This is a genomic window from Pantoea sp. GCM10028869 (assembly GCF_042666835.1).
Taxonomy (GTDB): domain Bacteria; phylum Pseudomonadota; class Gammaproteobacteria; order Enterobacterales; family Enterobacteriaceae; genus Pantoea; species Pantoea leporis.
On record NZ_JBHTGO010000002.1, the window covers coordinates 74,581 to 94,096 of the forward strand.

The window sequence follows — 19,516 nt, forward strand, 5'->3', positions numbered from 1 at the left end:
GCTATTGCCGTTGCGCGGGCTTGAAGCGCAACAAACGGTTAGCATTGCTCACCACGGTAATGGATGACAGCGCCATCGCCGCGCCCGCGACAATCGGGCTCAGCAGCATGCCGGTAAATGGATAGAGCACGCCGGCCGCAATGGGGATCCCAAGGCTGTTGTAGATAAAGGCGCCCAACAGATTTTGCCGCATATTGCGCAGCGTAGCGCTGGAGATCGACAGCGCATCGGCGACGCAGTGCAGATCGTTGCGCATCAGCGTCATGGCGGCGGTTTCTACCGCCACATCGCTGCCGCCGCCCATTGCAATGCCGACATCGGCCTGCGCCAGCGCGGGCGCATCATTAATGCCGTCGCCGACCATCACCACTTTGCGGCCTTGCTGCTGTAGCTGCTTAATCGCCTGCGCTTTACCATCCGGCAACACGCCGGCAATCACTTCATCAATACCCGCTTCGGCGGCAATGGCCTGCGCGGTTTTTTGATGATCGCCGGTCAGCATAATCAGGCGATAACCTTGCTGATGCAGACGCTGCAGCGCCGCTTTACTCTCGGGACGCAAGCTGTCACGCAGCGCGATCAATCCCAGCAGCTGCTGATTGTCGGCCAGTAGCACCGGCGTTGCGCCTTGTGCGGCGAAGCGCGCGATATCGTCCTGCGCGGCGCGGTAATCAATCTGTTGCTCATCCAGCAGCGCCTGATTCCCCAGCAGCAGCGTTCTGTTTGCCACTGTAGCGCTGATGCCTTTGCCGCGTATTGTACGAAATTGCTTAACCGCTTCGGCGTTCACCGCAGGCGCAGCCTCAAGAATCGCTTTGGCGAGCGGATGGCTGGAGCCTTGCTCCATCTGCGCCGCCGCGCTGAGCACCTGCTCGCGATTCCACTCGCCATACAGCACCACATCGCTGACCTGCGGCGTGCCGCGCGTCAGGGTGCCGGTTTTATCGAACACGATAGTATCGACTTCGCTGGCCCGCTGCAGCGCATCGGCGTCACGCACCAGCACGCCCAACTCTGCGGCGCGCCCGACGCCCGCAATCACCGACATCGGCGTGGCTAAACCCAAAGCGCAAGGGCAGGCGATGATCAGCACCGTGGTGACAATTACCAGCGTGTAAGCCAGTTGCGGCTGCGGGCCCGCCAGATACCAAATAACCCCGCTCAGCAGTGCAATCGCCACCACCACCGGCACAAATACGGCGGAGATGCGATCCGCCAGTCGGCCAATATCCGGTTTGCTGCTTTGCGCCTGACGCACCAGATTGATAATGCGCGCCAACGTGGTGTGGCTGCCGATGGCGCGCGCCACAAAGTGCAGCGTGCCGTCTTGTACCAGCGTACCGGCAAAGATTTTATCTCCCGGCTGTTTGGCCTGCGGCACTGCCTCACCTGTCAGCATCGCTTCATCCAGCCAGGCTTCACCGCTGGCGACGTCACCGTCCACCGGTACGCGATCGCCGGTGACCAGCTTCAGCGTCATGCCGGACTTAACCTCGCTGAGCGGCAGCAGTGTTTCACCCTGATCGCTGATGACCCGCGCCTGCGCCGGAGTTAAATCCAGTAATCGTTCCAGCGCCTGCGAGGCGCGCTGGCGTGCGCGCTGCTCCAGCGCGTGGCCGAGATTGATCAGGCCAACGATCATCACGCTGGCTTCGAAATAGAGATGACGCGCCTGATGCGGGAAGAATTCGGGCCAAAGGGCGACGCTCATCGAATAGAGCCACGCCGCGCCGGTTCCCAGCGCCACCAGCGTGTCCATGGTGGCTGTGCCGTGACGCAAACTGCGCCACGCGCTGCGATAGAAGTGGCCGCCGGCCATCACCATCACCAGCAAGGTAATCACGCCGAGCGTGCGCCACAGCGTTTGGTTATCTGCGCTCAGCATCATGTTGTCGCCGAGCATGCCCCAAATCATCATCGGCACGCCGAGCAGCAACGCCAGCGCCGATTGCCAGCTAAAACGGCGCATAGCGTGCTGCGCGCTAACCTGCTGGCGTTCGCGGCGGGTTTGTTCATCCTCGATCACTTCGGCGGAATACCCAGCCTGATCGACCGCGCTCACCAGCGCTTCGGCGCTTGCATCACCCATGATCAGCGCGCTGCGCTCACCGAGATTGACGCGTGCCTGGCTGACGCCCGGCACTTTTTGCAGCGCCTGTTCCACGCGGCTTACGCAGCTGGCGCAGCTCATGCCGCCAATCAGTAAATGATGCACAGCAAGCTCAGCTTCAGTGGATTGTGCCGGTTGCGACTCCGTTGTCAGCGCCTCCGGCGGCGGCTCTGTAGCTGTCAACGGATCAGGCTTTGGGCTGGCTGCGCCGTCTTTCAGCACCGCGTGATAACCGGCTTGTTCAACCGTAGCGATCAGATCGCTGGCGCTCGCCGCACCGGTCACGCGCGCTTCTTGCTGCGTGACGTCCGCCTGTTCAACATCGCTGCGCTGCTCGAGCGCTTCTTTGACGCGTTTAACACAGTGGCCACAGGACAAGCCGTCCAGCGCCAGCAGTTGGGTATGTGACATGGTGTACTCCTCAGGCTAATGATTTTGACTGCATGCAAAATTTGCATTAGAACTACAGCCTAAACCTTCCCCTGAATGGAAGGTCAAGGGGGAAAGATGAACATCAGCGATGTGGCAAAAAAAACCGGACTCACCAGCAAAGCGATTCGCTTCTACGAAGAGAAGGGCGTGGTGACGCCGCCGTCGCGCGGTGACAATGGCTATCGCCATTACGCGGCGCATCATATAGATGAGCTAAATCTGCTGCGCCAGGCGCGTCAGGTGGGATTTACGCTGGAAGAGTGCCGTGAACTGGTGACGCTGTTCAACGATCCCGCGCGCCACAGCGCCGATGTTAAAGCGCGCACCTTGCAGAAAGCCGACGAGATTGCTGCGCACATCGAAGAATTACATGCGATGCGTGCGCGCTTGCTGGAACTGGCGGAGGCTTGCCCCGGCGATGACAGCGCAGAGTGCCCGATCATCAATCACCTGGCCGGTTGCTGCCATCACGCCGATGGAAAGCGCGGCTGAATCATCAGCGTAATGCCGACCACGCCAGTGACAATCACCGGCGTGCCCGCCGGCAGGTCGCTGTCCGCCTGCACGCGCCAGCTGCTGTCACCAATGCGTACGTGTCCAAGGCCGTTTTTCAGCGCATTATCCAGCGTCAGCTGCATGCCCATTAACTGGTTACCGCGTTGGTTAAGCGTGTTAGCGACCTGCGACGATTCGCGATAGCGCATCCAGCGATGCCAGAAGAACGCGCTGAACAACGTCATCACCGCAAACACAATGCCCTGACTGGTCCATGAGATGGGAAACAGCCACTCAATCAGCGCCACCGCGACGGCGGCTAAGCCACTCCACAGCAGATAACCGCTGGTGCCGAGCATTTCGGCGGCCAACAGCAGGCCGCCCAGCGTCAGCCAGAACCAGTGTGGATGCGCAATCAGCTCCATCAGGATCATGGTCTGCGCTCCGTCCGGTTCTCCTTCAGCAGTTCACTGATACCGGCAATTGAACCGAGCAGGCTGCTGGCGTCCAGCGGCATCATCACCACTTTGCTGTTGTTGGCTTCGCCGATTTTTTGCAGCGCGTCGGTGTATTTCTGCGCCACAAAGTAGTTCACCGCCTGAATATCACCGGCGGCTATCGCCTCGGAGACCATGCGCGTCGCCGTGGCTTCCGCTTCTGCCTGACGCTCGCGCGCTTCGGCTTGCAGGAAGGCCGAGGTGCGTTCGCCTTCTGCTTTGAGGATTTGCGACTGCTTGTCCCCTTCGGCGCGCAAAATCGCCGCCTGACGTACGCCTTCGGCGGCAAGGATGTCAGCACGTTTGGTACGTTCCGCCTTCATCTGCGCGTTCATCGCGGCGATCAATTCCTGCGGCGGGCGCACGTCACGAATTTCGATACGGGTAATTTTCACGCCCCACGGATTGGTGGCTTCATCAACGATATGCAGCAGACGCGTGTTGATGTTGTCGCGCTGCGACAGCATCTCATCCAGCTCCATGCTGCCGAGCACGGTGCGGATATTGGTCATGGTCAGATTCAGGATCGAGAGTTCAAGATTGCTGACTTCGTAGGCGGCGCGCGCCGGATCGACAACCTGAATAAAGCAGACTGCATCAATGGTGACGTTGGCGTTGTCTTTAGAAATGATTTCCTGCGAAGGGATATCGAGTACCTGTTCCATCATATTGATTTTGCGACCAATACGATCCATGAACGGCACAAGCAAATTGAGGCCGGGCGCCAGGGTTTTGGTGTAGCGGCCAAAGCGCTCTACCGTCCACTGGTAACCTTGTGGAACAATTTTTACACCGGCCCACACGGTAACGAGTGCGAGCACAATGATGACGGGAATGACCGTTAACATATAACCTCCTGGCTGTCAGATTGTCGGGCCGAGTCGTTCGGCCCGTTTAACGCGCGGTACCGATCAGTACAGCAGCGAGTAAAGCTGGCGGCGATAGCGCGTGGCGAGGGTGTCGCCGGTGCCGAGTGCGGCCAAAATTTCCTGGAACATTTTACGCACCTGGCCGTCACCAACGCTGAGATCGCTTTTCAGGAAGCTGAACAACAACTCCAGCGCTTCCTCGTTGCGGCCAACCTGATGCAGCTGTAACGACAGTTTAGCAGCCAGTTCGGCATTGGTCGGATCGCTGGCTAACTGCTCCTGCAACAGCTGAATTTCTGGCGTATCGGCGGCCTGCTTTAACAGATCGATTTGCGAAATCAGGCTCTGATAGCGCGTGTCCTGATCCTGCAGCGGCACCGCATCCAGCACGGTTTCTGCTTCGTCGCTGCGGTTCAGGGTGATCAACACTTCTGCCAGCAGGAAGCCAATTTCGCTGTTTTTGTTGCTCAGCTGCCAGGCGTCTTTCAGCAGCGGCAGCGCTTCCAGCGGTTTGCCTTCGTGCATCAATTGCATCGCCTGCTGCGCTTTAACTTCTTCTTCACGCGGCAACACTTTTTGCAGCAGAGCGCGAATCGCCTCTTCCGGCTGCGGTCCCTGGAAGCCGTCAACCGGCTGACCGTTTTGGAACAGATAAACGGTTGGGATCGAGCGCAGGCCGAACTGCGATGCCACCATCTGCTCTTTATCGCAATCCAGCTTCGCCAAAATAAACTGACCCGCATACTCCTGCGCCAGGCGATCCAGCACCGGCGTCAGTTCCAGACAGTGCTGACTGCGTTCGGACCAGAAATAGAACAGCACCGGCAGCTGCATCGACTGTTCTAAGGTCTGCTGCAGGTTGGATTCGTTGATGTCGATAATCAAAGCGTGTGACATGAATACGTCTCTTGTCAGAAAGTGTGTTGAGGATATGGGGGCAAGCTGCCCCGGTTCAAGTTTGATTCTGCGTTGCAGCTTAGTTGCTGCGCAAAATGCGATCCAGTATCCAACCTGGCAGCAGGCGTTTCAGCAGGCTCATCGCCCAGGCCACCAGCGTTACCGGATAGCGCAGGCGCGGATGTTTGCTCTCTAACGCGTGGCGCAGCTTCGGCAAAATCGCTTCCGGCGGCAGCGTGAAACGCGCGGCGATGCCCGGATTTTGTACCGGTTTATCCTGCTGGCCCTGATGCACGTTATCGGTGAAACGCGTGCTTATCGGGCCGGGTTCAATCAGGCTAACGCGCACGCCAGAGTCGCGCACTTCAAGACGCAGCGCATCGCTCCAGGCTTCCAGCGCCCATTTGCTGGCGGCATAGGCGCCGCGCCCCGGCGTCGAGATCAGTCCCAGTACCGAACTGGTATTGACGATGCGTCCGTTGCCGCTGGCTTGCAGCGCGGGCAGCAGGCGCATGGTCAGTTGATGAGTGCCAAACAGGTTGGTGGAAAATTGCTTCTCTAATTGCTGACGCGAAACGCTGCTGAGCGGCCCATATTGACCAAAACCGCCGTTGTTAAACAGCGCGTGTAGGCGATGATCGGTGAGTTCCAGCACGCGATCGGCGGCGGCATCGACGCTGGCGGCATCATCGAGATCGAGCTGTACGCCAATAAATCCCAATGCTTCCATGCGCGCCACATCGTCGGCGCGGCGACAGGCGGCCAGCACGCGATAGCCGCGCGATAAAAGGTCATTTGCGGCGACCAAACCAATGCCGCTCGAGCAGCCGGTGATGAGAATTGTTTTTTGCATTTCTTTACCCGTTAAAAATCACACGCCTGCATTAATCATGCTTTACTAGCGGAGCCAGTTCGGTCGCCATCAGGTTGGCGATAAACGGCTGAGCATCCGGATTGGGGTGAATTCCATCCTGCTGCATCCACTCCGGCTTCAGGTAGACCTGCTCCATAAAGAAGGGCACCAGAGGAATGTCGTACTGCTGTGCCAGACGCGGATAGATCGCGCTAAACGCTTCCGTATAACGACGTCCATAATTAGCCGGCAGACGAATCTGCATCAGCAGCGGCTGCGCTTTAGCGGCTTTCACTTCGTCGATCACTTTGGTCAGGTCCGCGGCGATATTCTGCGGCGGGAAACCACGCAGGCCATCGTTACCGCCCAATTCGATTAACACCCAGCGGGGTTGATGCTGTTTTAATAGGCCCGGTAAACGCGCCAGCCCTTGTCCTGCGGTATCTCCGCTGATGCTGGCGTTGACCACTTTGGGCTGCTGTTGCCACTCTTTATTCAGCAGGCTGGGCCAGGCCGCCGTGGCCGACATGCGATACCCGGCGCTCAGGCTGTCGCCCAACACCAGCAGGGTATCGGCGGCGGCGAGTCGGGACACCAGCAGAAGCAATAACAACAGGAAGGGATAATGCCAGCGGAAAACATTGTTGCAGTTCATCATCTTACTAAGTCCGTCGGTCAGGGAGAGCATCAGCTGACCATCCTTACCGGAGTTGAGCTGGTTGTCAAACCAGCTGAGACCATCGCCCTGATTGGCGAGTCCGGCTCGGGCAAATCCACGCTGCTGGGCATTCTGGCCGGACTGGATGACGGCAGCAGCGGCGAAGTGCATCTGCTTGGCCAGCCGCTGCACAGCATGAATGAAGAGCAGCGAGCGGCGCTGCGCGCGCGCGAAGTGGGCTTTGTGTTTCAATCCTTTATGCTGGTGCCGACGCTGAATGCGCTGGAAAACGTGCAGCTGCCGGCGCTGCTGCGTGGCGACAGCGATCGCGAAAGTCGCCGCCAGGCGGTGGAACTGCTGACGGTGCTGGGTCTGAAAGATCGTCTGCACCATTTGCCGGCGCAACTTTCGGGCGGCGAGCAGCAGCGTGTGGCGCTGGCGCGTGCCTTTAGCGGCCGTCCCGGTTTGCTGTTTGCCGATGAACCCACTGGCAACCTTGACCGTAAAACCGGCGATCGTATCGCCGATCTGCTGTTCTCCCTCAACCGCGATTTTGCCACCACGCTGATTCTGGTAACGCACGATGAACAACTGGCGGCGCGCTGCGACCGTCGCTTACGGCTGCGCGACGGCAAGTTGTGGGAGGAGTCATGATTTGGCGCTGGTTCTGGCGCGAGTGGCGTTCGCCCTCGCTGCTGATTGTCTGGCTGGCGCTCACTTTAGCCGTGGCCTGCGTGCTGGCGCTGGGTTCGATCAGCGATCGCATGGAAAAAGGCTTAAGCCAGCAGAGCCGCGACTTTATGGCGGGCGATCGCACGCTGCGCACCACCGCGCCCGCGCCGGAAGCGTGGCTTAACAAAGCGCGTGATGAAGGGCTGTCGGTCAGCAGCCAGCTGCACTTTATGACCATGACCTTCGCGCAAGAGACGCCGCAGCTGGCGGACGTAAAGGCGGTGGACAATGCCTATCCGATGTTCGGCACGCTGCAAACCGATCCGCCGGGCCTACGTCCACAAGCGGGCACGGTGTTGGTCGCACCGCGTTTGCTGGCGCTGTTGAATCTGAAAGTGGGCGATAACGTGGATGTCGGCGACACCACGCTGCGCATTGCCGGGGAAGTGATTCAGGAGCCGGATGGCGGCTTCAATCCGTTCCAGACCGCGCCACGTCTGCTAATGAATCTGGCCGACGTGGAGAAAACCGGTGCGGTGCAGCCGGGCAGTCGTCTGAGCTGGCGCTATAAATTCTCCGGCGATCCGGCACCCCTGGCGCGCTATGACAGCTGGATCGCGCCGCAGCTAAAAGCCGATCAGCGCTGGATCAGCGTGGAGAATTCGGAAGATGCGCTGGGCCGCTCAATGCAGCGTGCGCAGCAGTTTTTACTGCTTTCAGCCTTGCTGACGCTGATGCTGGCGATTGCTGCGGTGGCGGTGGCGATGAGTCATTACTGCCGCAGCCGCTACGATTTGGTGGCGGTGCTGAAAACCCTGGGCGCAACGCGCAAGGCGCTGCAGCGGCTGATTATCGGTCAATGGCTGGCGGTGCTGCTGCTGGCGGCGATTGTCGGGAGCGCCTTAGGGCAGGGCATTGAAGTGATTCTGCTGCTGATGCTGAAACCGGTGCTGCCGGGCGCGCTGCCTGCGGCGAGTTTCTGGCCGTGGCTGTGGGCGATCGGCGCGATGTTTGTGATTTCACTGCTGGTGGGTTTGCGTCCGTATCGTTTGCTGATGGCGACGCAACCGCTGCGCGTACTGCGGCGGGATGCGGTGGCGAACGTTTGGCCGCTGCGATTCTATCTGCCGGCAATGGCGCTGGTGGTGATTGGCTTGCTGGCGCTGCTAATGGGCGGCAGCAAAATGCTGTGGGCGCTGCTGGCGGGCGTGGTGATGCTGGCGCTGCTGCTGGCGTTACTCGGCTGGGGCACCTTGCTGCTGCTGCGTCGGCTGGTGGTGCGCAATCTGGCGCTGCGCCTGGCGATCAACCGTCTGCTGCGTCAACCGGCGATGACACTCAGCCAGCTGGCGGCGTTTTCGCTGTCATTTATGCTGCTGGCGCTGCTGCTGGTGATGCGCGGCGATCTGCTGGATCGCTGGCAACAGCAACTGCCGCCTGACAGTCCAAACTATTTCCTGCTGAACATCACCAAAGAGCAGGTGCCGCAGGTACGCGACTTCCTGGCCGGACATCAGCTCAAGCCGGAAACCTTCTACCCGATTGTGCGTGCGCGGCTGACCGAGCTAAACGGCAAAGAGGCTGATCCCCAGCTGGATAACGCGCTGAATCGCGAACTTAATTTGACGTGGCAAGCGGAGCGTCCGGATCACAATCCGCTGATTTCCGGTAACTGGCCGCCGCAGCCCGGTGAAGTGTCGATGGAGGTGGAGCTGGCGGATCGTCTGGGCGTGAAGCTCGGCGATAGCTTAACCTTCAGCGGCGATACCCAGCAGTTCAGCGCCAAAATCACCAGCTTGCGCAAGGTGGATTGGGAAAGTCTGCGGCCGAACTTCTTCTTTATCTTCCCGCCGGGCGCACTCGATCAGCAGCCACAAACCTGGCTGACCAGCTTCCGTATGGAGAGCAATCCGGCGCTGCTGGCGCAGCTTAATCGTGCATTCCCGACGCTGAGCCTGCTGGATATCGGCAGCATGATGCGCCAGATCGGTCAGGTGCTGACGCAGGTCAGTCAGGCGCTGGAAGTGATGGTGGTGCTGGTGACGGTGTGCGGCGTGCTGCTGTTGCTGGCGCAGATCCAGGTTGGCATGCGTCAGCGTCGGCAGGAGTTGGTAGTCTATCGCACGTTGGGTGCCAGTAAGCGCCTGCTGCGCGGCACCTTATGGTGTGAGTTTGCGCTACTTGGCGTGGTGTCGGGGATTGCGGCGGCGCTGGGCGCGGAAGCGGCGCTGTGGGGCTTGCAGCGCAAGATCTTCGATTTCCCGTGGCAGCCAGACTGGACGTTATGGATCGCCTTGCCGATCGGCGGCGCGCTGCTGCTCTCGCTGTGCGGTGCCTGGTTGGGTATTCGACTATTAAAACAGAAGGCGCTGTTCAGAAGCTTCAGTGCCGGATAAGCAAAACGATTTGTCTTAAATTTAAGTTCTGGTCTGCGTGAGTCGACTCATGAAAGCAGACCAGACTTATTTAAGGCTAAACATGTCATCTCCACTTATCGTCAAATCCGTTGTTGAAATCGGCTGCTGTAAAGTCTGCCAGGGCGAGGCCACGCTGTATGGTGTGACCGATTTCAATACCATCTGTCATTCGGAAAATGCCAGTCGTTACACTTATCCGCTCACCGGCGTGGCGATTTATTATCATCAATGCCAGACCTGTGGTTTGGTGTATACCCACGCATGCGATGACTGGACGCCAGCGGATTATGCACAGCATATGTATAACGAGGCTTACGGGCAGTTTGATCCTAACTATGAGATCAATCGACCGATGAGAAATCGCGATCTGATTTTGACGTTATTCAAAAAATATCACGGCAAAAAAATGCTGGATTACGGTGGCGGCACCGGCACGCTGGCGCGCTTACTGCAGGAAGTGGGCATTGATATGGTGGCGTGGGATCCGTTTGTGCCCGGCGATTATCCAGAACTGAATTCTTATGAATTTATGACCAGTTTTGAGGTGTTTGAGCATACGCCGGATCCGCATAAAACGCTGGCAGAAGTGTCAGGTTTTTTGAAAAAAGGCGGGGTGTTTTTCTTCAGCACCGCGACCACGGACGAAGTGAGTCATTTGGGGATGACTGACTGGTATATTGCGCCGCGCACCGGTCATATTACGATTCATTCGGAAGCGTCGCTGAATGCATTGTTCAGTGCGCATGGATTCCAGATTACGCATCTGAATCGCTGGAGCCATGTGGCGATGAAGATGGTGGGGTAAGGGGAGTTCTAAGCGGGCTGATGCCCTCATCTCGGCCCTCTCCCACAGGGAGAGGGAGACAACATGTTAGCGCGATTGGTTCCCTCTCCCAGTGGGAGAGGGAGATGTTAGCGCGATCGGTTCCCTCTCCCACTGGGAGAGGGCTAGGGTGAGGGAAAAACAGCTGAACTACAGCTTTTCAACCGCCCACGCAATCCCGCTTGCATACGCTTCCGGCAGCAGCGGCACCAGCGCATTCAAGGCTGACGCCAGACGCGCGTGATCGCTATCGGTGAGATTAAGATGCCCAACCTTGCGGCCTTCACGCACCTCTTTGTCATACCAATGCAGATGCACCAGCGGCTGCTGCAGCCACGCCAGATTCACCTCAGTACCAATCAGATTCACCATCACCGACGGCGCAAACACCACCGGCTTTGGCAGCGCCAGGCCCAAAACCGCACGCAGATGCAGTTCGAACTGGCTGATTGACGCGCCATTCTGCGTCCAGTGGCCGCTGTTGTGCACGCGCGGTGCTAACTCGTTGATCAGTAAACCTTCTGGCGTAATGAAACACTCCATCGCCATCACGCCGACGTAGTTCAGCTCATGCATGATGGCGCTGAGCATCGCTTCCGCCTGCTGTTGCTGTGCGGCATCGGCCTGCGGGAACGCCACGCTGGTACGCAGAATGCCGTCCTGATGCAGGTTGTGCGTCAGCGGATAAAATACCGTGCTGCCATCGTGTCCACGCGCGCCGACCAGCGACACTTCGCCGCTGAAGTTAATGCCCTGCTCAACGATGCATTCGCCGTAGCACTCATCCGGCAGCGCATCGGTTTCATTGGCGCGCAAACGCCATTGGCCACGGCCGTCATAGCCGCCGGTACGACGCTTTACAATCGCCAGTTCGCCAAGCGAGTTGAACACATTTGGCCACTCGGCTTTATCGGCCAGCAGCTGCCACGGCGCGGTGGCGAGGTTCAGCTGATCCAGCAGCTGTTTTTGCGTCAGGCGATCGGCCAGACGCGGGAAGATATCGCGATTCACAAAGGCCGAATGGCTCGCCAGTTCGCGGGTTAACGCGGTTTCCGGCCAGCGCTCGATCTCAGCGGTGATCACGCTTTCGGCGATCGACAGCGCAGAAGGTTCCGCATCCAGGCCCACCGGATACACCGCGATGCCCAGCGGTTCTCCCGCCTGGCGCAGCATGCGGCCTAACTGACCATTTCCTAATACGCAAACCGGCTTCATGCGTCCTCCCGCGGATCCGGGTTGTTCAGCACTTCATCAGTTTGCGTTTGACGCCAGTGGGCGATGCGCGTTGACAGCGCGCTGTCGTGGATCGCCAGAATCTGTGCCGCCAGCAGGGCGGCGTTGGCAGCACCGGCTTTTCCAATTGCCAGCGTACCCACCGGAATGCCGCGCGGCATCTGCACGATGGAGTAGAGGCTATCGACGCCGCTCAGCGCCGCGCTTTGCACGGGCACGCCCAGCACCGGCACCAGCGTTTTCGCGGCCAGCATGCCCGGCAAATGGGCAGCACCGCCGGCACCGGCGATGATCACCTGAAAACCGTTATCGGCTGCGGTTTCCGCGAAGCTGAACAGTTTGTCGGGCGTACGGTGAGCTGAGACCACTTCAACGTGGAAGGGAACATCCAGGCTGTTAAGAATTTCCTCGGCGAACTGCATGGTAGCCCAGTCACTTTTGGAACCCATGACAATGGCGATACGGGCCGGGGCGGCGTTGGATGACATGCGGTCAACTCCTGTGAATATGCAAACGAACCTGGCCGGGCGGGCAGGCGAAGAAGGGCACAGAGAATAGCATGAGATGGCAGCAAGGAAAACGGTTGCGTAGGCGGAAAACGGGCATTGATGCCCGGATTTCAGAAGGGGAATTCGATCAGGCTTACGCCGTTGGCATCAAGCTGAATCATCGATCCGCTCTCATGCCAGGCCCCCAGCACCGCGCGCTGGGCGCTTTTGCCGTGCAGCAGGAAGGCGTGAATGGCGGGACGATGCGTGTGGCCGTGAATCAGAATCGCCACCTGTTGGCGCGTCATCGCGGCTTCCACCGCGGACTGATTGACGTCCATGATGCTGACCGATTTATGCTGATTCGCCTGCTTGCTGCCATTGCGCATGCGCGCGGCAATGCGCATGCGCAGACGCAGCGGCAACGCGAGGAACAGACGCTGCAACCAGCGCTGATGCACTTTGGCGCGGAAACGCTGATAGCCTGCATCGTCGGTGCACAAGGTATCGCCGTGCATGATCAACACACGATGTCCGTAGCGATCGAGCACCTTTTCTTCCGGCAGCAACGTCATGCCGCTGGCACGCGCAAAACGCTGGCCGAGCAGGAAGTCGCGATTACCGTGGATGAAGAATTTCGGTACCGGCAAGGCTTTGAGCGCCGCAGCGATCTGCTGATGCAGCGGATTAGGATCGTCGTCGCCGATCCAGGCTTCAAACAGATCGCCGAGGATGTAAAGCGCATCGCACGTGCGCGCTTCACCCTGCAAAAAATGCAGAAAACCGGCAGTAATTGCCGGTTCTTCATGACACAGATGCAGATCTGCGATAAACAGCGTGCGCGACATTACTCGCTAACAGTCACTTTCTGGATGACAACATCTTCAACCGGAACGTCCTGGTGCATGCCGCTGCGGCCGGTTTTCACCGCTTTGATTTTCTCAACCACGTCCATGCCTTCAACCACTTCAGCGAACACGCAGTAACCCCAGCCTTGCAGGCTTTCGTCACGGAAGTTCAGGAAGTCGTTGTCTGCCACGTTGATGAAGAACTGGGCCGTTGCAGAGTGTGGCGCCTGAGTACGCGCCATCGCCAGGGTGCCTTTGGTGTTTTTCAGGCCGTTGTTCGCTTCGTTGCGGATGTCTGCTTTGGTATCTTTCTGCTTCATGCCAGGCTCAAAACCGCCGCCCTGAATCATGAAACCGTTGATTACGCGATGGAAGATAGTGTTATCGTAAAAACCTTCCGCGCAGTATTCCAGGAAGTTCTTCACGGTAGCCGGCGCTTTGTCATCGAAAGTTTTGATTACGATATCGCCATGGTTCGTCTGGAAAGTGACCATTATTTTCTTCCTGTCAAGGTTGTCGTCAGTATCAACTGCCACGCCTGTAAGGCGGCGGGGCATTTTTGTAGACGCTTCTTATATCACAATTTCCAATAACGCGTCAGTAACCGGACGGCAGTTGGCAAGCGAGCGATGCACAAGTCAGAAAAATACGGCACAATAACCGGCTTGATGTTTGTCAGTTAAGAGATGAAAACCGTTCTCATAGCGCGCACATTCCGTAGCGGCGCAATTTATTGCGCGATAAATCGCGCCGCTACGGAATGTGCAGTCACGGATTACAGTTGTTAACTGGTTGGCTTGACGCAATAAACAGCAAGATTTTTGATAGTTCTATTCCCGCACACGTAAATAAACGGAACCGTTCAATGCTAAAGATTTATAACACCCTGAGTCGACAGAAAGAGGAATTCAAACCCATCCATGCCGGTCAAGTCGGTATGTACGTGTGTGGTATCACGGTTTACGACCTCTGTCATATCGGCCATGGGCGTACATTTGTGGCATTCGACGTGGTGGCGCGTTATCTGCGTTACGTGGGCTATCAGCTGAAGTATGTGCGTAACATCACCGATATCGATGACAAAATCATTAAACGTGCCAATCAAAACGGGGAAAGCATCGAAACGCTGACCAACCGCATGATCGCCGAGATGCACAACGATTTCGCCGCGCTTGGCATTTTGCCGCCGGATCTGGAGCCGCGCGCCACCCGCCATATCGATGAAATCATCGAGCTGGTTGGCAGGCTGATTGAGCGTAAGCACGCGTACGTGGCGGACAACGGCGACGTGATGTTCGACGTGATGAGCGACAAAGATTACGGCGTGCTGTCGCGTCAGGATCTGGAGCAGCTGCAGGCCGGCGCGCGCGTCGAAGTGGCGGATGTGAAGCGCAATCCGATGGACTTCGTGCTGTGGAAGATGTCCAAAGCCGACGAACCGGCGTGGAACTCGCCGTGGGGCAACGGCCGTCCCGGCTGGCACATCGAATGTTCGGCGATGAACTGCAAACAGCTTGGCACCCATTTCGACATTCACGGCGGCGGTTCGGACCTGATGTTCCCGCACCATGAAAACGAAGTGGCGCAATCCACCTGTGCGCACGATGGCCCGTATGTAAATTACTGGATGCACTCCGGCATGGTGATGGTTGATCGCGAGAAGATGTCGAAATCGCTGGATAACTTTTTCACCGTGCGCGATGTGTTGCAGCACTACGATGCCGAAACCGTGCGTTACTTCCTGATGTCGGGACACTATCGCAGCCAGCTCAACTACGGCGAAGACAACCTCAACCAGGCGCGTGCGGCGCTCGAGCGCTTGTACACCGCGCTGCGTCATACCGATGCCAATGCTACGGCGTCGGGTGGCGAAGATTTCGAAGCGCGTTTCCGTACCGCGATGGATGACGACTTCAACACGCCGGAAGCCTATTCGGTGCTGTTCGATATGGCGCGTGAAGTTAATCGTCTGAAGACTGAAGACAAAGCCTCCGCTGATGCGCTGGCGGCGAAACTGCGCCAGATCGCTAACGTGCTCGGCATTCTGCAGCAGGATCCCGAGCAGTTCCTGCAGAGCGGTGCGCAGGTGAATGATGATGAAGTGGCGGAAATCGAGCATTGGGTAAAAGCCCGTTCCGACGCGCGTGCAGCCAAAGATTGGGCGCAGGCGGATGTGGCGCGCGATAAGCTCAATGAGTTGGGCGTGATCGTTGAGGATGGGCCGCAAGGTTCCAGCTGGCGACGCAAATAACCGGAGAGGGCGAGAAATCGCCCTTTTTTATTGATGGCGATTGAACAGATTCATATTCACGGCTTCCGCTCGGTGCGCGACCTGACGCTACCGCTGCAACAGCTCAACGTGGTGAGCGGCCCGAACGGCTGCGGCAAATCTAACCTGTATAAAGCGGTGCGATTGCTACACGAAGCGGCGAGCGGACTTTTAGCGCTGGCGCTGGCGGAAGAGGGCGGCATCCAGAAAGCGATGTGGGCGGGCGGATTACGGCGCGGCGATCGTCGCCACGATCCTAAACGTCTGGCGCTTGCGGTAGTGATGGATGATATGGATTATCAGCTGGATATCGGTTTTCCTGAGCCGTTAGCCACCAGCATGTTTAACCTCGATCCGCTGGTGAAAGAGGAGCGTATATGGATGAGCGGCCAGCGTCGGCGTCCTTCCTCCTGCATCCTGCAGCGGCAAAATCAAACCGCTTTCCTGCACAACGTTGAGGGCGAACGCGTTGCTTATCCTGCGGTGCTGCATCCGGAAGAGTCGCTGTTTGGGCAACTGGGCGAGCCGCACCTTTATCCCGAGCTTTCGCAGGTACGTGAAAGGCTGCGCCAGTGGCGTTTCTATCATGAGTTTGCGGTGTGGCCCGGTTCGCCGATTCGTGCGCCGCAGATTGGCGTGCGCGCGCCGGTACTGAGCCACGATGGCAGCAATTTGGCCGCAGCCTGGGCCACAATTGTTGAACGCGGTCATTCCGAATTACTGCTCGAGGTGATGGCCGAAGCCTTCCCGGACACGGAATTTCACGTTGATGTGCAGAACGGGCGTTTTCAGATGCTGATGTCACGGCGGGGGATTTTGCGTCCGCTGGAGAGCGCCGAGTTCTCGGATGGCACGCTGCGCTTTCTCTGCTTAGTGGTGGCGCTGCTCAGCCCGCGTCCGCCGGCGTTTATGGCGCTGAATGAACCGGAAAACAGTTTGCATGAAGATTTGTTGCCTGCATTAGCACGACTGATCGCCGAAGCCAGCCAGTTTAGCCAACTGTGGATCACCAGCCATTCACCGAAACTGGCGACGCTGATTGCGCAGCATACGGCGGTGAATCATATCGCGCTGGAGCAAATTGAAGGGGAAACTCGGGTGGTGGGGGAAGAGCGGATTTAGGCGTCCCGATTGGGACGCCTAAAGGTCAGGCAACAACCGTAATCTTAAAGCCCGCAAACTCGACCTTCTGGCCTTCAACAATCTTGCAGCGCTTACGCGTTTCAACTGCGCCATCGACGCGCACTTCGCCTTCCGCAATCACCGCTTTCGCCTGCGCACCGCTTTGCACCCAACCTTCGAGTTTCAGCAGGTCGCACAAATCTACGTGGGCATGTTTACCGAGAGAAAAACTGGCCATTATGCCTCCTCAATGTCGTGAAATTCTTCACACGCCGTTAGCGTGTTTTGGATCAATGTCGCGACCGTCATTGGACCGACGCCGCCTGGAACGGGCGTAATGTACGAGGCGCGCTCAGCAGCCGCTTCGAACTCCACATCGCCGACCACTTTGCCGCTGTCGAGACGGTTGATACCCACATCAATCACCACCGCGCCCGGCTTGATCCAGTCGCCCGGAATAAAGCCCGGCTTGCCGACAGCCACCACCAGCAGATCGGCGTGCTCAACGTGATGACGCAGATCTTTGGTGAAACGGTGCGTGACGGTGGTGGTACAACCGGCGAGCAGCAGCTCCATGCTCATCGGACGGCCAACGATATTCGATGCGCCAACCACTACGGCGTTCAGGCCGTAAGTATCGATATTGTAGCGCTCCAGCAAGGTGACGATGCCGCGCGGCGTACATGGACGCAGCTTCGGTGCGCGCTGGCACAGACGACCGACGTTGTACGGATGGAAGCCATCCACATCTTTGTCCGGCACGATGCGCTCCAGCACTTTGACGTTATCGATGCCGGCTGGCAGCGGCAGCTGCACCAGAATGCCGTCGATGTCGTTATCGTTGTTGAGCGTATCAATCAGCTCCAGCAGCTCGGCTTCGCTGGTGGTGGCGGGCAGATCGTAGGAGCGGGAGATGAAGCCCACTTCATCACAAGCACGACGTTTGCTGGCGACATAAATCTGCGAAGCCGGGTTTTCACCCACCAGCACAACTGCCAAACCGGGCGCACGTTTACCGGCCGCCAAACGCTGCTGTACTTTTTCGGCAACCTCAAGGCGCACCTGCTGCGCAATCGTTTTACCGTCAATAATTTTTGCTGCCATCAGAGAGGAAATCCATCTGTAGAGGGTTAGATCGGGGATGGCGCCTATTCTGTCAGAAGCGCGTGCGGCTGTCAGGTAGAGATTCGCCATCAACGCCGCTTTCCCGATTTTTCGCCGTGGCGCCCGCCCGCGTTAGCGCTTATGATGCCCGGCAGTGAATGAGATGGATGACGTGATGATTTGGTTAATTCTCGCCACGCTGGCGGTGGTGTTCGTGGTAGGTTTTCAGCTGCTGACGGCCAGCTCGCGCCATGCGGTGCAGGCGCTTAATAAACGGTTGCAGCTGCCGCCGGTGCATATCGAATCAATGTTGTCGCTGATGGGCAAAGAGGCGGCAAAAGAGTTTACCGATTACATCGCGGGCGATAACGACACGCATCTGCATAATGGCGCGGCGGTGCTGCTGATTTGGCAGGTGCTGATTGTTGATGGCAGCGACGAGAATAGGCAGCGCTGGCACGGCATTTTGAGCCGGGCGGGATTTTCAGCGTTGATATCGAGGCAACAGCTGTTGCTGGCGTTGGGGTTCTTGCGCCAGATGGAGCCGGACAGCCAGGAACTGCATGCGCTGCGCGACCAGTACAATGCACACTTCACGCAGCAAGGGATTGAGCTGGAAGGAGAAACGGAGCAGGGCGGGAATCTTGTGTCGATGAGCGAATGGCGCAAGCGGCATTAAGGGGTTTTGGTTAATCTGGCAGCACTCCGCTGCGCGTGGGAGGCAAAAACGTTGACGCGCGAGCCGCTGGACGTATAATCCGACCCAATCACTATGCGCCCTTAGCTCAGCTGGATAGAGCACCGGCCTTCTAAGCCGTAGGTCACAGGTTCGAATCCTGTAGGGCGTACCATTTTGAAGTCAACACTCTTCCATTAGACTCTCTTTTTTTGATTTTTACTCCCTAATATCGCTGGATTTTTCTGTCGCGAGCTCAACCAAAGTCTATTCAGTTCAACTCAAATCACTTGGTATCTGGGGGCCTTTTGGGGGCTCATCTCGTTCAATGGCAATTAGGGGCCCCTATGCCACTAAATGCACGGCAGATCGACACTGCAAAACCAAGAGAAAGAATATAAATTAACGGATGGCGGCGGGCTCTACTACCTGCTGATCAAACCTAACGGTGCTAAATATTGGCGCTTAAAATATCGCGTGCTGGGTAAAGAGAAAAAGCTCTCTATCGGTATTTATACCGATATCTCATTGGCTGATGCTCGTTTGAAGCGAGGGGAAGCACGTAAGATTGTCGCGCTTGGCGGAGATCCAAGCGAGGAGAAACGTGTTGATAAACTGGCGCAGAAGGCGAGTGTTGAAAATAACTTCAAAGCTATCGCGCTGGAATGGCATGAATATAAGCGTGCCGGATGGTCGAAAGGCTACGTGGATGATTTGATGGAAGCATTTGAGAACGACATCTTACGAGATCTCGGCAAGCGACCCATTGCAGAGATAAAGCCGCTGGAGATGCTGACGACTCTGCGTAAGTTAGAAAAGCGCGGTGTTCTCGACAAATTGCGCAAAATTCGACGGGCCTGTAATCAAGTATTCAGGTACTCGATTGTTACTGGCCGAGCGGAGAACAATTCTGCTTCTGAACTATCCAGTGCTTTGGCAGCGCCAAAGTCACAACATTTCCCTCATCTGCTTGCGGAAGAATTGCCTGAGTTTTTGCAGGCGTTAGAGGCCTATTCTGGTGACCCTGACCCCGAATATGATCCAGGCATAATC

19 protein-coding genes, 1 tRNA gene and 1 pseudogene are annotated in these 19,516 nt (G+C 57.6%); 9 read left to right on the forward strand and 12 right to left on the reverse strand.

The genetic code is table 11. The features are described 5' to 3' along the window. Window position 1: 1 nt before the first annotated feature. Window positions 2-2,521: a copper-exporting P-type ATPase CopA gene (gene copA, locus ACFQW4_RS04535; RefSeq protein WP_377724092.1), complete on the reverse strand. Its 2,520-nt coding sequence runs from the start codon at window positions 2,519-2,521 to the stop codon at window positions 2-4. A gap of 96 nt (window positions 2,522-2,617) precedes the next feature. Here copA and cueR point away from each other — a divergent pair, with 96 nt between their 5' ends. Further along, window positions 2,618-3,034 (forward strand): Cu(I)-responsive transcriptional regulator, encoded by a 417-nt coding sequence (gene cueR, locus ACFQW4_RS04540; RefSeq protein ID WP_101762384.1) that lies wholly within the window; start codon window positions 2,618-2,620, stop codon window positions 3,032-3,034. Here cueR and ACFQW4_RS04545 read toward each other — a convergent pair. The 5 genes from ACFQW4_RS04545 to tesA all read right to left on the reverse strand — a co-directional run bounded on the left by ACFQW4_RS04545 (window position 3,010) and on the right by tesA (window position 6,811). Beyond that, entirely contained in the window at window positions 3,010-3,471 is a 462-nt protein-coding gene (locus ACFQW4_RS04545) for an NfeD family protein (RefSeq protein ID WP_225608369.1), read from the reverse strand. The genes cueR and ACFQW4_RS04545 overlap by 25 nt on opposite strands. Next, on the reverse strand, window positions 3,468-4,382 hold the full coding sequence (locus tag ACFQW4_RS04550; protein ID WP_101762383.1) for an SPFH domain-containing protein: 915 nt from the start codon (window positions 4,380-4,382) through the stop codon (window positions 3,468-3,470). Before ACFQW4_RS04550 ends, ACFQW4_RS04545 begins: the two co-directional genes overlap by 4 nt. A 63-nt stretch (window positions 4,383-4,445) precedes the next feature. After that, window positions 4,446-5,300 (reverse strand): co-chaperone YbbN, encoded by an 855-nt coding sequence (locus ACFQW4_RS04555; protein WP_101762382.1) that lies wholly within the window; start codon window positions 5,298-5,300, stop codon window positions 4,446-4,448. A gap of 79 nt (window positions 5,301-5,379) precedes the next feature. After that, on the reverse strand, window positions 5,380-6,153 hold the full coding sequence (locus tag ACFQW4_RS04560) for an SDR family oxidoreductase (protein WP_137385302.1): 774 nt from the start codon (window positions 6,151-6,153) through the stop codon (window positions 5,380-5,382). A gap of 31 nt (window positions 6,154-6,184) precedes the next feature. Then, complete coding sequence (tesA, locus tag ACFQW4_RS04565) at window positions 6,185-6,811, reverse strand: multifunctional acyl-CoA thioesterase I/protease I/lysophospholipase L1 (RefSeq protein WP_176971305.1); 627 nt, start codon at window positions 6,809-6,811, stop codon at window positions 6,185-6,187. Between tesA and ybbA the strand changes: the two genes are divergently transcribed. From ybbA to ACFQW4_RS04580, 3 genes are all read left to right on the forward strand, one after another. Next, complete coding sequence (gene ybbA, locus ACFQW4_RS04570) at window positions 6,779-7,465, forward strand: putative ABC transporter ATP-binding protein YbbA (protein WP_101762379.1); 687 nt, start codon at window positions 6,779-6,781, stop codon at window positions 7,463-7,465. The genes tesA and ybbA overlap by 33 nt on opposite strands. Then, window positions 7,462-9,879, forward strand: a complete 2,418-nt coding sequence (gene ybbP / locus ACFQW4_RS04575) for a putative ABC transporter permease subunit YbbP (RefSeq protein ID WP_377724096.1) — start codon at window positions 7,462-7,464, stop codon at window positions 9,877-9,879. The genes ybbA and ybbP overlap by 4 nt, the downstream gene beginning before the upstream one ends. Before the next feature lie 82 nt (window positions 9,880-9,961). Further along, window positions 9,962-10,705, forward strand: a complete 744-nt coding sequence (locus ACFQW4_RS04580; protein ID WP_377724098.1) for a class I SAM-dependent methyltransferase — start codon at window positions 9,962-9,964, stop codon at window positions 10,703-10,705. A 168-nt stretch (window positions 10,706-10,873) separates the two neighbouring features. Here ACFQW4_RS04580 and purK read toward each other — a convergent pair whose 3' ends face one another. The 4 genes from purK to ppiB all read right to left on the reverse strand — a co-directional run bounded on the left by purK (window position 10,874) and on the right by ppiB (window position 13,786). Then, entirely contained in the window at window positions 10,874-11,938 is a 1,065-nt protein-coding gene (gene purK, locus ACFQW4_RS04585; protein WP_377724101.1) for a 5-(carboxyamino)imidazole ribonucleotide synthase, read from the reverse strand. Continuing rightward, entirely contained in the window at window positions 11,935-12,444 is a 510-nt protein-coding gene (gene purE, locus ACFQW4_RS04590; protein WP_192236684.1) for a 5-(carboxyamino)imidazole ribonucleotide mutase, read from the reverse strand. Before purE ends, purK begins: the two co-directional genes overlap by 4 nt. A gap of 131 nt (window positions 12,445-12,575) precedes the next feature. Further along, the gene (locus tag ACFQW4_RS04595; protein WP_377724104.1) at window positions 12,576-13,292 is read right to left on the reverse strand and encodes a UDP-2,3-diacylglucosamine diphosphatase; all 717 of its coding nucleotides are present in this window, start codon (window positions 13,290-13,292) and stop codon (window positions 12,576-12,578) included. Continuing rightward, window positions 13,292-13,786 carry a peptidylprolyl isomerase B gene (gene ppiB / locus ACFQW4_RS04600; protein ID WP_008103818.1) on the reverse strand — a complete coding sequence of 165 codons (495 nt, stop codon included), beginning with the start codon at window positions 13,784-13,786 and terminating at the stop codon, window positions 13,292-13,294. The genes ACFQW4_RS04595 and ppiB overlap by 1 nt, the downstream gene beginning before the upstream one ends. A 371-nt stretch (window positions 13,787-14,157) precedes the next feature. On the opposite strand from ppiB, the gene cysS reads away from it, so the two are divergent. Next, a complete protein-coding gene (gene cysS, locus ACFQW4_RS04605) occupies window positions 14,158-15,543 on the forward strand; it encodes a cysteine--tRNA ligase (protein WP_350261632.1) in 1,386 nt (461 codons plus the stop codon). A gap of 33 nt (window positions 15,544-15,576) precedes the next feature. After that, window positions 15,577-16,683 (forward strand): AAA family ATPase, encoded by a 1,107-nt coding sequence (locus tag ACFQW4_RS04610; RefSeq protein ID WP_377724686.1) that lies wholly within the window; start codon window positions 15,577-15,579, stop codon window positions 16,681-16,683. Between the two features lie 25 nt (window positions 16,684-16,708). Here ACFQW4_RS04610 and ybcJ read toward each other — a convergent pair whose 3' ends face one another. Continuing rightward, complete coding sequence (ybcJ, locus tag ACFQW4_RS04615) at window positions 16,709-16,921, reverse strand: ribosome-associated protein YbcJ (protein ID WP_007890771.1); 213 nt, start codon at window positions 16,919-16,921, stop codon at window positions 16,709-16,711. After that, window positions 16,921-17,787: a bifunctional methylenetetrahydrofolate dehydrogenase/methenyltetrahydrofolate cyclohydrolase FolD gene (gene folD / locus ACFQW4_RS04620; RefSeq protein WP_036648219.1), complete on the reverse strand. Its 867-nt coding sequence runs from the start codon at window positions 17,785-17,787 to the stop codon at window positions 16,921-16,923. Before folD ends, ybcJ begins: the two co-directional genes overlap by 1 nt. A gap of 175 nt (window positions 17,788-17,962) precedes the next feature. Here folD and ACFQW4_RS04625 point away from each other — a divergent pair, with 175 nt between their 5' ends. The 3 genes and pseudogenes from ACFQW4_RS04625 to ACFQW4_RS04635 all read left to right on the forward strand — a co-directional run. Continuing rightward, window positions 17,963-18,466: a DUF1198 family protein gene (locus ACFQW4_RS04625; protein ID WP_377724107.1), complete on the forward strand. Its 504-nt coding sequence runs from the start codon at window positions 17,963-17,965 to the stop codon at window positions 18,464-18,466. A 95-nt stretch (window positions 18,467-18,561) separates the two neighbouring features. Beyond that, a tRNA-Arg gene (locus tag ACFQW4_RS04630) sits at window positions 18,562-18,638 on the forward strand. A gap of 172 nt (window positions 18,639-18,810) precedes the next feature. Then, window positions 18,811-19,489, forward strand: a pseudogene (locus ACFQW4_RS04635) (tyrosine-type recombinase/integrase); the annotation flags it as partial. Window positions 19,490-19,516: the final 27 nt, after the last annotated feature.

What these genes read in the sequence shown, in the direction of transcription:
- copA (WP_377724092.1), bottom strand. Translation starts at nt 2,521, where the DNA reads ATGTCACATACCCAACTGCTGGCGCTGGACGGCTTGTCCTGTGGCCAC.
- cueR (WP_101762384.1), top strand. Translation starts at nt 2,618, where the DNA reads ATGAACATCAGCGATGTGGCAAAAAAAACCGGACTCACCAGCAAAGCG.
- ACFQW4_RS04545 (WP_225608369.1), bottom strand. Translation starts at nt 3,471, where the DNA reads ATGATCCTGATGGAGCTGATTGCGCATCCACACTGGTTCTGGCTGACG.
- ACFQW4_RS04550 (WP_101762383.1), bottom strand. Translation starts at nt 4,382, where the DNA reads ATGTTAACGGTCATTCCCGTCATCATTGTGCTCGCACTCGTTACCGTG.
- ACFQW4_RS04555 (WP_101762382.1), bottom strand. Translation starts at nt 5,300, where the DNA reads ATGTCACACGCTTTGATTATCGACATCAACGAATCCAACCTGCAGCAG.
- ACFQW4_RS04560 (WP_137385302.1), bottom strand. Translation starts at nt 6,153, where the DNA reads ATGCAAAAAACAATTCTCATCACCGGCTGCTCGAGCGGCATTGGTTTG.
- ybbA (WP_101762379.1), top strand. Translation starts at nt 6,779, where the DNA reads ATGCCAGCGGAAAACATTGTTGCAGTTCATCATCTTACTAAGTCCGTC.
- tesA (WP_176971305.1), bottom strand. Translation starts at nt 6,811, where the DNA reads ATGATGAACTGCAACAATGTTTTCCGCTGGCATTATCCCTTCCTGTTG.
- ybbP (WP_377724096.1), top strand. Translation starts at nt 7,462, where the DNA reads ATGATTTGGCGCTGGTTCTGGCGCGAGTGGCGTTCGCCCTCGCTGCTG.
- ACFQW4_RS04580 (WP_377724098.1), top strand. Translation starts at nt 9,962, where the DNA reads ATGTCATCTCCACTTATCGTCAAATCCGTTGTTGAAATCGGCTGCTGT.
- purK (WP_377724101.1), bottom strand. Translation starts at nt 11,938, where the DNA reads ATGAAGCCGGTTTGCGTATTAGGAAATGGTCAGTTAGGCCGCATGCTG.
- purE (WP_192236684.1), bottom strand. Translation starts at nt 12,444, where the DNA reads ATGTCATCCAACGCCGCCCCGGCCCGTATCGCCATTGTCATGGGTTCC.
- ACFQW4_RS04595 (WP_377724104.1), bottom strand. Translation starts at nt 13,292, where the DNA reads ATGTCGCGCACGCTGTTTATCGCAGATCTGCATCTGTGTCATGAAGAA.
- ppiB (WP_008103818.1), bottom strand. Translation starts at nt 13,786, where the DNA reads ATGGTCACTTTCCAGACGAACCATGGCGATATCGTAATCAAAACTTTC.
- cysS (WP_350261632.1), top strand. Translation starts at nt 14,158, where the DNA reads ATGCTAAAGATTTATAACACCCTGAGTCGACAGAAAGAGGAATTCAAA.
- ACFQW4_RS04610 (WP_377724686.1), top strand. Translation starts at nt 15,577, where the DNA reads ATGGCGATTGAACAGATTCATATTCACGGCTTCCGCTCGGTGCGCGAC.
- ybcJ (WP_007890771.1), bottom strand. Translation starts at nt 16,921, where the DNA reads ATGGCCAGTTTTTCTCTCGGTAAACATGCCCACGTAGATTTGTGCGAC.
- folD (WP_036648219.1), bottom strand. Translation starts at nt 17,787, where the DNA reads ATGGCAGCAAAAATTATTGACGGTAAAACGATTGCGCAGCAGGTGCGC.
- ACFQW4_RS04625 (WP_377724107.1), top strand. Translation starts at nt 17,963, where the DNA reads ATGATTTGGTTAATTCTCGCCACGCTGGCGGTGGTGTTCGTGGTAGGT.